Source organism: Kitasatospora mediocidica KCTC 9733, assembly GCF_000744225.1.
GTDB lineage: Bacteria > Actinomycetota > Actinomycetes > Streptomycetales > Streptomycetaceae > Kitasatospora > Kitasatospora mediocidica.
Window position 1 is genome coordinate 541,486 of the sequence record NZ_JQLN01000001.1, and the last position, 11,211, is coordinate 552,696.

Annotated in this window: 10 protein-coding genes and 1 pseudogene; 5 read left to right on the forward strand and 6 right to left on the reverse strand. The window is 72.8% G+C overall.

Translation table 11 applies throughout. The features are described 5' to 3' along the window. Nucleotides 1-168 precede the first annotated feature (168 nt). The 5 genes and pseudogenes from BS80_RS02460 to BS80_RS02475 all read right to left on the reverse strand — a co-directional run. Nucleotides 169-489: pseudogene (locus BS80_RS02460) on the reverse strand (transglycosylase family protein); the annotation flags it as partial. A 571-nt stretch (nt 490-1,060) separates the two neighbouring features. Then, nucleotides 1,061-1,618 (reverse strand): SRPBCC family protein, encoded by a 558-nt coding sequence (locus BS80_RS02465; protein WP_051965744.1) that lies wholly within the window; start codon nt 1,616-1,618, stop codon nt 1,061-1,063. Further along, nucleotides 1,615-1,956 carry an ArsR/SmtB family transcription factor gene (locus tag BS80_RS02470; protein WP_083974100.1) on the reverse strand — a complete coding sequence of 114 codons (342 nt, stop codon included), beginning with the start codon at nt 1,954-1,956 and terminating at the stop codon, nt 1,615-1,617. The genes BS80_RS02465 and BS80_RS02470 overlap by 4 nt, the downstream gene beginning before the upstream one ends. Before the next feature lie 146 nt (nt 1,957-2,102). Further along, nucleotides 2,103-2,816: a transglycosylase family protein gene (locus BS80_RS43990; RefSeq protein ID WP_198045405.1), complete on the reverse strand. Its 714-nt coding sequence runs from the start codon at nt 2,814-2,816 to the stop codon at nt 2,103-2,105. Nucleotides 2,817-3,334: 518 nt separating this feature from the next. Beyond that, nucleotides 3,335-4,093, reverse strand: coding sequence for an AIM24 family protein (locus tag BS80_RS02475; RefSeq protein WP_035792059.1), 759 nt, complete (start codon nt 4,091-4,093; stop codon nt 3,335-3,337). A gap of 283 nt (nt 4,094-4,376) precedes the next feature. On the opposite strand from BS80_RS02475, the gene BS80_RS02480 reads away from it, so the two are divergent. From BS80_RS02480 to BS80_RS02495, 5 genes are all read left to right on the forward strand, one after another. Continuing rightward, complete coding sequence (locus tag BS80_RS02480) at nt 4,377-5,147, forward strand: SAM-dependent methyltransferase (RefSeq protein WP_035792061.1); 771 nt, start codon at nt 4,377-4,379, stop codon at nt 5,145-5,147. Between the two features lie 60 nt (nt 5,148-5,207). Then, nucleotides 5,208-6,077 (forward strand): patatin-like phospholipase family protein, encoded by an 870-nt coding sequence (locus BS80_RS02485; protein ID WP_035792063.1) that lies wholly within the window; start codon nt 5,208-5,210, stop codon nt 6,075-6,077. 11 nt (nt 6,078-6,088) lie between these two features. Beyond that, nucleotides 6,089-6,538 carry a hypothetical protein gene (locus BS80_RS37415; protein WP_051965746.1) on the forward strand — a complete coding sequence of 150 codons (450 nt, stop codon included), beginning with the start codon at nt 6,089-6,091 and terminating at the stop codon, nt 6,536-6,538. 203 nt (nt 6,539-6,741) lie between these two features. Beyond that, entirely contained in the window at nt 6,742-7,191 is a 450-nt protein-coding gene (locus tag BS80_RS37420) for a hypothetical protein (protein ID WP_051965749.1), read from the forward strand. 51 nt (nt 7,192-7,242) lie between these two features. After that, a complete protein-coding gene (locus tag BS80_RS02495) occupies nt 7,243-8,748 on the forward strand; it encodes an MFS transporter (RefSeq protein ID WP_083974104.1) in 1,506 nt (501 codons plus the stop codon). 33 nt (nt 8,749-8,781) lie between these two features. On the opposite strand, the gene BS80_RS02500 is transcribed toward BS80_RS02495, so the two are convergent. Then, the gene (locus BS80_RS02500; RefSeq protein WP_035793079.1) at nt 8,782-11,175 is read right to left on the reverse strand and encodes a SpoIIE family protein phosphatase; all 2,394 of its coding nucleotides are present in this window, start codon (nt 11,173-11,175) and stop codon (nt 8,782-8,784) included. Nucleotides 11,176-11,211: the final 36 nt, after the last annotated feature.

Consider the following 11,211-nt stretch of genomic DNA (forward strand, 5'->3'; position numbering starts at 1 on the left):
CACCCCGCTCGGCGGGCGCCCCCACGGTCGTTGACCGTGGGGGCGCCCGCCGTCGTGCCACCTTGGACCAGGTGATCCAGGGCGGGAACGCCGACGGCCCGGTCGTCCCCCCACGTAACTACGGGGGACGACCGGGCCGTCGGCGTCAGGCTGTGGTGGCGCGGATCAGGACAGGCCGGCCTTGACCGAGCAGACCGGCCAGGCGCCGGGGCCCTGAGCGGCCAGGACCTTCTCGGCCACCGAGATCTGCTGCGCCTCGCTGGCGTGCGCGGCCTTGTCGGCGAACGCGGTGCCACCGAACGCGGCCCAGGTCGACTGGGTGAACTGCAGGCCACCGGAGAAGCCGTTGCCGGAGTCGATGCTCCAGTTCCCGGTGCTCTCACACTGGGCCACCTTCTCCCAGGTGGAGGCCGACGCGGCCGAAGCCGTCGTCGCCGTCACGAGACCCGCAACCGGCAGGGCGACGATGACGCCACCCATCAGCGCCATCCGCAGACGGCCACGACGACCGGCCTTCACGGAGTTACCGGCGACAGCGGAAGCGGAGTTCTCGGTACGGAAGGTCATGTACATCCTCTCGACAGACCCCGGGCGGACACACGGAACCAGACCCCGACGAAAGGGCCTCGAAATCCCGCTTGCCTCTCCAACAGACGACCGGCGCGTCCTCGACGCGCCGTGCCGCCCCGGCCACCCATCCACACCCGCACACCCCGGACAGGGGGCCGTACGAGAGACACCGACAGAACACGGTGCGCCGGGGGTGAACCCGAGTAGTGCTCGCTGCACTGAGAACGAAGTTAGGCGCCACCCCCACCCAGCACAAGCAATTCCACAAACCCCCAGCTCAGAACAGCGTTACCGCCGGTAAAGATCTCCCCCGACACCCCCACACCCCGTCAACCCCAAGCACCACCCACCCCCACCCACCCCCCGAAAGTGGCCCACCCCACACCACAAAACCCCACCACCCCCACTCCCCGTCCACCCACCCACCACCCACCGCCACCAACGACCCCACCCCCCAGTGGCCCCCACCACACCACCCCGGATCGATCCGTCAGGGCTTGGGCTCCCAGCCCGGCGGCGGGCCGATCGTGGCGGCCTCGGGGCCGAAGGCGGCGACGTAACTCGGGTGGATCGCGCTCCACTTCGCGCCCGGGCTCCACAACACACCGGCGCCGTCGAGGTGGGCGGCGAGGAGGTCGAGGCACTCGTGCCAGCCGGCGCCGTCGCGGGCGGCCTTGCCGCGCTCGTCGAGGGTGTCCAGCAGGACGAGGGTGCAGCCGCCCGCCCGCGCGGAGACCTCCAGCCGGATCACGTCCGGTCCCCAGCTGAACTCCAGCAGGGACGGCGGCGCGTAGGCGAGTACCTCGCCGTGGAAGTCGGGCCCGCGGCCCTCCGGGTCGGCGAAGATGAGGGTGCCGCCGACCGTCCACTCCCCGGTGATCAGGTGCGGGAACCAGGCGGCCAGGTGCTCGCGCTCGGTGATCGCCCGCCAGACCTTCTCGGGCGGATGGTCGAGGTCGCGGGTGAAGCGCAGGCGCCAGCGCGCGCCGGTCCGCTCCAGCGTGCCGATGTCGTTCGTACTGCTGTCGTTCGTACTGCTGTCGGTCATCTGGGCCTCCGGTGATCGAGGTCGTCCATGGATGCGAGGTGACGTTCGAGCCGGTCCAGGCCGGCGCCCCACGCGGCGCGGTACGGCGCCAGCCAGGCGTCCAGTTCGAGCAGCGGTTCGGGCCGCAACCGGTAGAGCCGGCGCTGCTCCGCGACCCGGACCTCCACCAGCCCCGCCTCGCGCAGCACCCGCAGGTGCTTGGAGACGGACGGCTGGCTGGCCTCCAACTCGGCGGCGAGTTCGCCGACCGAGCGTTCTTCGGCGCGCACCAGGTCGAGTATCCGGCGGCGGCGCGGTTCGGCGAGTACTTCGAAGACCGATGTCACACGATCGAGCATGCCTCTGTAGTTATATGCCTGTCAAGGAATGTAGGACCCGGGAGCCGAACATGCCGCCGGGCCGGCCGCTCCCCTGATCAAGGGGGGCGGCCGGCCCGGCGGTGGGGTGGGGCTCGGTCAGACGGTGAGGACCTGGCCCGGCAGGATCACGTCGGGGTTGCCGCCGATGACCTGGGTGTTCTTGCTGTAGAGCGTGGCGGTGTCGGTGCCGTGCGCGGCGGCGATGCCACTGAGGGTGTCGCCGCTGTGGACGGTGTAGCTTCCGCCGGCCGCGGGGGCCTTGGTGGACGGCGCGGCGGGCTTGGCCGGGGTCGCGGGCTTGGCGGCCTTCGGGCCTGGGCCTGCGCCGGGGCCTGGGTCGGCGCCTGGGTGTCCTGGCTCTTGGTGGTGCCAGTGGTGCCGCTGGTTCCGGTGGTCGCAGCGGCGCTGCCGGTGTCGACGGAGGCGGCGGCGCCACCGGCGGTCAGGCCGGCCTTGACCGAGCAGACCGGCCAGGCACCGGGGCCCTGAGCGGCCAGCACCTTCTCCGCCACCGCGATCTGCTGCGCCTCGGTGGCCTGCGACGCCTGAGCCGCGTACTGGGTGCCACCGAAGGCCGCCCAGGTCGACGGGGTGAACTGCAGACCGCCGGAGAAGCCGTTGCCGGAGTCGATGCTCCAGTTCCCGGTGCTCTCACACTGGGCCACCTTCTCCCACGTGGAGGCCGACGCGGCCGAAGCCGTCGTCGCCGTCACGAGACCCGCAACCGGCAGGGCAACGACGACGCCACCCATCAGCGCCATCCGCAGACGGCCACGACGACCGGCCTTCACGGAGTTACCGGCGACAGCGGAAGCGGAGTTCTCGGTACGGAAGGTCATGTAAATCCTCTCGACAGACCCCGGGCGGACACACGGAACCAGACCCCGACGAAAGGGCCTCGAAATCCCGCATGTCTCTCCAGCAGACGACCGGCCACGCCTTGGACGCTCCGTGCCGCCCCTGGTCACCCACCCACACGAGAAGCACCGGAAGACGGTGCGTGGCGTGGGGTGAGGCGAACCCGAGCAGTGCTCGTTGGCACTGGGAACGAACTTAGAGAACGCCCGCCCCCCGCCACAACCACGCGGACAAACCCGCAGGCCAGAGGCCTGTTACCGGCAGTACTGATCATCGACCGGGCCCGCACGGCCCGTCAGCCGCAAGGCGCCGCCCCGGCCACCCGTGCCCCGAAGTGGCCCACCACACACCGAAATCCCGCGCCGCGGCCACGCTGCGTGGAGCACCGCACCACCCGCCGCGACCGACCACCCCACCTCCCAGTGGCCCCCACCACAGAGCGCCCCCGCAGGCCCCGCGACACGGGGTGCCGGGACGCCGGCACCCCGCGCGGCCCCGCTCAGCTGCGCAGGATGCCGCCGACGATCGAGCCGATCCCGGCGCCCTCGGCACCGGCCGTCGCCGCGTCGCGTGCCAGGTACGGCTCCAAGGCGTGCGCCAGGCCGGACAGCGGCATGCTCTGCAGCCAGATCTGGCCCGGGCCGGTCAGCGCCACCAGGTGGTAGCCGTCGCCGCCGAAGATCTTGTTGGCGATGCCCGGCACCCGCGTGATGGTGAACTGGACCTGCTCGTCGAACATCCCCACGTGCCCGGGGTGGACCAGCATCGTCTGGCCGGGGGCCAGGGTGTACTGGGTGAGCTCGCCGGACAGTTCGATCCAGGCCCGGCCCTGCCCGTGCAGGCGCTGCAGCACGAAGCCCTCGCCGCCCCACAGTCCGCCGCGGAACGACTGCTGCAGGGCGACCGTCGGGCTGATCCCGGGGGTCCCGCAGACCCAGCCGTGCCGGTGCACCAGGACGCCGCGGCCCGGCGCGATGTCCACCGGGACGATGTGCCCGGGCACCTTGGCCGCGAAGGCCACCAGGCCGGTACCGCCCTGCGCCTGGTACTGCGTCAGGAAGATCCCGCCGCCGCCCACCGCGCGCTTGATCGCCCCCATGAACCCGCCACCGCCGGGGCCGCCGGTGTTCGTGGTCTGCGACATCTGCATGTTCGCCGACATCCACGACAGCTCCCCGTGGGCAGAGATCACCGCCTCTCCCGGCGCCAACTCGATCTCCAGCACCGGCATCGTGCTGCCCTTGACCACAGCCTGCATCTCGGTCCCCTCCCCCCTGCGCGCCCCGGGCCGCTCCCGGCCGGGGTCGGGCGGTCCGACACCGCCCCCGGGGCGCACGGTATCGCTGGATTCCGACACCGGCCAGGGTGGGTGCGGATCCGGCCGTCCGGCGGTCAACGGCCCGTCCGCACCGGCGAACCGGGGACCCGGAGGCCACCCGTCCGTACAGTAGTCCGAGGCTGCCGCTATGCTTCCCCCCACCGCGACGCGGTGGCCGGGTGACGAGGGGAAGCACGTGCAGCAGTCAGCGAACGAACGGGACATGACGGGCCTTCAGGCGGATCGTCCGCACCCCGCCCGCATCTACGACTACTGGCTGGGCGGCAAGGACAACTTCCCGCCCGACCGGGTGGCCGCGGAGCACGCGATCAGCGTGTCGGCGGACATTCCGGCGGCGGCCCGCGAGAACCGCGCCTTCCTGCAGCGCGCGGTGCGGATGTGCGCGCAGCAGGGCATCCGCCAGTTCATCGACATCGGCGCCGGCCTGCCCTCGCCGGGCAACGTCCACGAGGCGGCCCAGTCGGTCGCCCCGGACTCCCGCGTGGTCTACGTCGACAACGACCCGATCGTCCTCACCCACGGCCGGGCGCTGCTCGCCGACAACCGGTCGACCACAGTGCTGACCGGGGACGTCCGCGAACTGGACGAGCTGCTCGACCGGCCCGAACTGCGCGCCCTGGTCGACCTCTCGCAGCCGGTCGCCGTGCTGCTCGTCGCGGTCCTGCACTTCGTCACGGACGACGAAGCGCGCGAGGCGGTGGAGAAGGTCAGAAGCCGGGTCGCGCCGGGCAGTTACCTGCTGCTGTCGAACAGTACCCACGAGGGGAACCCGGAGCGCGCCGCGGCGGCCGCGAAGACCTGGGACAAGACGGCCTCCGGCATCCGGCTGCGCGACCGCGCGCACGTCGAGACGTTCTTCGAGGGCTGGGAGCTGCTGGAGCCGGGCGTCACCTTCGTCCCGCTCTGGCGCCCGGAGGGTCCCACCGACCAGAGCACCCGCTGGATGTACGCGGGCGTCGGCCGCAAGGCCTGACCCCACCCGTGGTGCGGGGGTCGCCGGCTTGAAACCCGTCGGAGCGGGCAGGCGACCACCATGCCAGGAAACGCCGCACCCGCGCCGAGCTTTCGGCGTGCCTTCGTCCTCGGCGGCGGCGGATACCTCGGCGCCCACGAAGTCGGCATGCTCAAGGCCCTGCTGGAGGCGGGCATCCGCCCCGATCTGGTGGTGGGCACCTCGGTGGGCGCCATCAACGGCGCGCTGGTCTCCGCCGACCCCACCCCGGCCGCCGTCGACCGCCTCACCGAGGTCTGGACCGGCCTGGCCTCCTCGGCCGTCTTCGCGGGCTCGGTGCTCCAGCGCGCCAGAACCGCCGCCCGCAGTCGCACCTACCTGCACTCCAACACGCAGCTGCGCGCCCTGCTGGAGGCCGACCTGCACGGACGCCGGATCGAGGATCTGGCCGTCCCCTTCCAGTGCGTGGCCGCCGGCATCGAGTCCGCAGCCGAACACTGGTTCACCGAGGGCCCGGTCGTCGACGCGCTGCTGGCCTCCTCGGCCGTCCCCGGGCTGCTGCCCGCCGTCCGGATCGGCGACCGGCACTACCTCGACGGCGGCCTGGTGAACAGCATCCCGGTGGGCCGGGCGGTCACGCTGGGCGCCCGCGAGGTCTACGTCCTCCAGGTGGGCCGGGTCGAGAAGCCGTTGCGACCGGCCCGGCGGCCCTGGGAGGTCCCGCTGGTCGCCTTCGAGATCGCCCGGCGGCACCGGTTCGCGCGCGAGCTGAGCGACCTGCCCGCCGACGTCACGGTCCACGTCCTGCCCACCGGGTCCGCCGACGACGCCGTGCCGGGGCCGATCGGCCAGCTGCGCTACCGGGACGCCGAGCGGGTCACCGAGCGGATCGACCGCGCTTACGCGGCCTCCGCCCGGTACCTGGCCGCGCTGCCCGCGCGGCACGGCTGAGCTCCCCCGCGATGAGCCGCGCGCGCAGCGTCCTGCGCCGGACCGTCACCGTCCCGGCGCTGCTGGCCGCCATTGCGGTGTCGGCCGCGGTGTTCGTCCTGCTGCTGGTCCTCACCCTGCCGGTGTCCCTGCTGCGCCGCGGCCGGCAACGGCCCGTACGGCTGTCCGGCTTCCTGCTGCTCTACCTGGTCACCGACCTGCTCGGACTGCTGGCCGCCACCGGCATCTGGGTGCGCTGCCTGCCGCTGGGCCGGGACGACCCGCGGCGCGACGCGCTGAACCGGACGCTGCTGCGGCGCCTGCTGCGCTTCCTGCACCGCGCCGGCGCACGGATCTTCGGCCTGCGGCTGCTGGTGGACCCGCCCCTGCCGTCCGCGCCGGCGGCCGGCCCCGGGGCCTGCTGGTCCTGGCCCGGCACGCCGGCCCCGGGGACTCCTTCCTGCTGGTCGACGCCCTGCTGACGGAGTGCGGCCGGCACCCCCGGATCGTCCTCAAGGAGCGGCTGCGGCTGGATCCGTGCCTGGACGTCCTGCTCGGCCGGCTGCCCAGCTGCTTCGTCCCGGCCGGGAACGACCAGGAGAGCGGGACGGACGAGAGCGGAACCGACGGGAGCCGGGCCGACGATAGCCGGACCGTCGAGCGGATCGCCGACCTCGCGCGTGGCATGCGCGGCGCCGACGCGCTCGTCCTCTTCCCGGAGGGCGGCAACTTCACCGAGCGGCGCCGGCGCCGGGCGATCCGCTGGCTGCGGCACCACGGCGAACACCGCCGGGCCGCTCACGCGGCGCTGGACCGCTACGTGCTCCCGCCCCGCACCGCGGGCACCCTGGCGGCGCTCGCCGCCGCGCCGGGGGCCGACGTGGTCTTCGTCGCGCACACCGGGCTCGACGGCATCGACTCCCTCGCCACCGCCTGGAACGGGATTCCGCTGCGCCACCGGGTCCACGCGCACTGGTGGCGGGTGCCCGCGGCCGACCTGCCGACGGACGAGGACGCGCGCACGCTCTGGCTGTTGGATCAGTGGGACCGGGTGGACGACTGGGTGCGCCGGCATCGCGAGGCGGGCGAAGCCGATGAAGCCGGAAAGGCCGGGCGGACGCGGCCAACCGGCTGAAGCCCGCGTCCGCCAGGTGTCGACGGCCCGATGCCGGGCAAACGGTGGGCCATGCAGAGTGACACCGGACGCACCGCGTCCTCGACCAGCGCCCGGGACAACGCCGACAACGACACCGAGCCGATCCGCACCCAGGTGCCGGCCAGGCTGGACCGCCTGCCGTGGTCGCGATGGCACTGGCGGATCGTCATCGGCCTGGGCACCGTGTGGATCCTGGACGGCCTGGAAGTCACCATCGTCGGCAACATCGCCGGGCGGCTCTCCGAACAGGGCAGCGGTATCGCGATCACCTCCGCCCAGGTGACCACCTGGGCGGCGGCGCTGTACGTGGCCGGCGCGTGCTGCGGTGCGCTCTTCTTCGGCCGGCTGGCCGACCGGCACGGCCGCAAGAAGCTCTTCATGGTGACGCTGGCCGTCTACCTGGGCGCCACCGCCGTCACCGCCCTCTCCTGGACGGCGTGGTTCTTCCTCCTGTGCCGGTTCGTCACCGGCTTCGGCATCGGCGGCGAGTACGCGGCGATCAACTCGGCGATCGACGAGCTGATCCCGGCCCGGGTCCGCGGCCGGATCGACCTGATCATCAACGGCACCTTCTGGATCGGCGCGGCGGTCGGTTCGCTGGCCTCCGTCGTTCTGCTGAACACCTCGCTCTTCGCCACCGACCTGGGGTGGCGGCTGGCCTTCGCGATCGGGGTCGTGCTGGGTCTGGTGATCCTGCTGGTCCGCCGCCACGTGCCGGAGAGCCCCCGCTGGCTCTTCACCCACGGCCGGGCCCAGGAGGCCGAGGACCTGGTCGCCGACATCGAACGGACGGTCACCGAGCAGACCGGCGAGGCCCTGCCCGAGGCCGAAGGCACCGTGGTGATCCACCCGCGGCGCTCGATCGGCTTCGGCGAGGTCGCGAGCACCGTCTTGCGGACCTACCCCCGGCGGACCGTCCTCGGGCTCTCGCTCTTCGTCGGCCAGGCGTTCCTGTACAACGCGGTGACCTTCGGCTACGCGGTGATCCTGACGACCTTCTTCCAGGTGCCGAACGGCAGCACGGGCTACTACTTCGTGGTGATCGCCGTCGGGAACTTCCTCGGCCCGCTGCTGCTCGGCCGGCTCTTCGACACCGTCGGCCGCAAGACGATGATCGCCGGCACCTACGTGCTGTCCGGGCTGCTGCTGTTCGGCACGGCCGCGCTCTTCCAGCAGGGCGCGCTGAACGCCACCACCATGACGGCCTGCTGGACGGTGGTGCTCTTCTTCGCCTCGGCGGGCGCCAGTTCGGCCTATCTGACGGTCAGTGAAGTGTTCCCGCTGGAGATCCGCGCGCTGTGCATCGCGTTCTTCTACGCGGTTGGCACGGCACTGGGCGGCATCACCGGCCCGCTGCTCTTCAACGGCCTGGTGAGCAGCGGCAAGCCCGCCGACACCACCCTCGCCTTCTGCATCGGGGCCGCCCTGATGGTGGCGGCCGGCCTGGTCGAGGCCGCGATCGGGGTCAGGGCGGAGGGGCGCAGCCTGGAGGACCTCGCCGCGCCGCTCAGCTCGGCCGCCCCGGGCGACGGCTGAGGCCCGCACGGCGGTCGTCGGGTCAGCTGCCGTTCAACGGACCTTGACGCCGATCAGGCAGGTGTCGTCGTCGGTGTCCGCGCTGCTGTACGTCAGCAAGTGGTCGAGCCGGTGGTCCAGTTCGGCCGGATCGTCGGACGGCTCCGGATGCCGGGCGGTGGCGAGCAGGTCGTCGAGCGACTCCTGGAGGGAGCGGTCCCGGCGTTCGATCAGGCCGTCGGTGTACATCATCAGGGTGTCGCCGGCCTTCAGCTGGATCTCGCCCTCCTCGTAGGCGCTCTCGCCGATCGCACCGAGCAGGATGCCGCCGAGGCTGGGCAGTTCACTCGCCCGGCCGTCCCGCAGCAGGATCGGGGGCAGGTGACCGGCTCTGGCCCAGCGCAGCCGGTGGGTCTGCGGCTCGTAGAGCGCGCAGACCGCGGTGGCGGTGACGTTGTCGGTCAGATGGTGCGTCACGGCGTTGAGCCAGCCCAGGAGTTGGGCCGGTCCGGCCCCCGTGGCGGCCAGGCCGCGCAGGGCGTTGCGCAGGGCGACCATACCGGTGGCGGCGTCGATGCCGTGCCCGGCGACGTCGCCGACGCACAGCAGCACCTGGCCGGTCGGCAGGCTGACGGCGTCGTACCAGTCGCCGCCCACCAGATGGTCCTTCTCCGCGGGACGGTAGCGGACGGCCACCCGCAGGTCATGCAGGTCCGACGGGCCGCGACTGGGCGGCATGATGGCGTGCTGCAACTGCAGGGCGAGCCGACTGCGTTCCGCCGACTCCTGCTCGGTGTGGGCGAGTTGGTCGCGGGTGGCGGCCAGTGCGACCTCGGTCCAGTGCTGGGAGGAGACGTCCTGGTAGGCGCCCCGGACGGCGCCGAGGTACCCGTCCGCATCGAGGACGGGCTCGGCGACGACGCGGATGTGGCGGGCCACCCCGTCGGCGCGCTGGAGCCGGAAGGCGGTCGAGGCCGGGCGCCGGTGATGCAGCAGGGTGCGCAGGAACCGGCCGATGGTGTGCTCGTCGTCCGGGTGCGCGTGAGCCGCCAACTGCTCGATCGAGACGGGTTCGGCGCCGCGCGGCAGACCATGGAGGTCGAACAGCGTGTCGTTCCACGCGATTTCGTGGGTGCGAAGGTTCTCCTCGAAGCCGCCGATGCGCCCCAGGCGCTGGGCGTGCTGGAGCAGGCCGGCGACCTTGGCGGTCTCGTCCCGGGTGCGCCACAGGACCACCACGTGGGACCCGTGCCGGCTGATGCTCACCGCGGCCTCGGTGGTCAGCGGGACTCCGTCGACCAGTGCGGAGAGGTTCATCGCCGGTGCGCGGAAGGTCTCGCCGGTCGCCAGGACGTGCCCGACCTTCTCCCAGAGCCCGCCCGCCTCGGCGGACAGCGGGTAGGCCTCCAGCATCCGGGCGCCGACGACGGCACTGCGCGGCCGCCCTGCGAAGTCCACGAAACCCGCGTTGACGTACCTGATCAGGTAGTCGGCCGGCAGTTCGGCCGTGTCGAAGACGGGTTGCAGCACGAGGCAGGGGTCCGGCAACGCGTCGACCAGCTCCAGCAGTTCGGCCGTCCGGTGATCGGCCGCCCGGTCCGCGCCGGCGTCGACTCCGGCGGGCGGCGTGGTCTCCAGCGCGGTGGCACACAGCGAAGCCAGCGTCTCGAACTGCCGCTGCAGCGACTGCGACTGCGGCGGCAGGGCCTCGGGCCAGCAGATCTCCAGGACGCCGATGATCCGGCCGCCCGCACCGGCGGGGACGGCCAGTCGTCCACCGGCCAGTTGCCACTGACCGATGGAGGGCAGGCCTGCCGCGCCGAGCGACCGGTAGCTCACGGCGGCCCGCTCGGTCAGCGCCCGACGGGCCGGCGTGGGGACCCCGGGCGGGACATGGCGCCAGAGCGTCGCCTCCTGCTCGCCGAAGCCGGCGCAGCCCGCCAGGGTCAGGGTCTGGTCGGCGTTGGCGGCCCAGATCGCCACCGCCTGCGCCCCCAGCGGCCGCAGGGCGTGTTCCAGAGCCGACTGCGCGACGGCCTGAACGTCACCGGCACCCAGCATGCCCGTCTCGGCCCTGCGCAGGCGCAGGGCCGGCGACGGTTCGGCCGCGGCGGCGACGAACTCGCGGGCGATGTCGGCGATGTGGTCGTAGGAGGCCTGGTTGACGAGGTCGGCCGCCAGCTCCAGCACGGACAGGTTCGACTGGGCCGCCAGATCGTCCAGCTGTCGGGCCGCGTCCGCGGGTCCGTAACCCAGTCGCTCGACCAGGATGCCCTTGGCGAGTTCGACCAGGGCCCGCCCGTCGGCCCGGGCCTGCGCCTGCGACAGTTCGCAGCGCAGCCGCTCCACGGTGGAGGCCAACCGGCCCACCACACCGGTGTCCACCGGGGCCGCCGGCTGCGCCTCGGGGCCTTCGACGGCAGGCCGAGGCGGGTGGGGGTCGCGCATCGGTCTCTCCTCGGCTGGCTGGTCGGCGACGGGCGG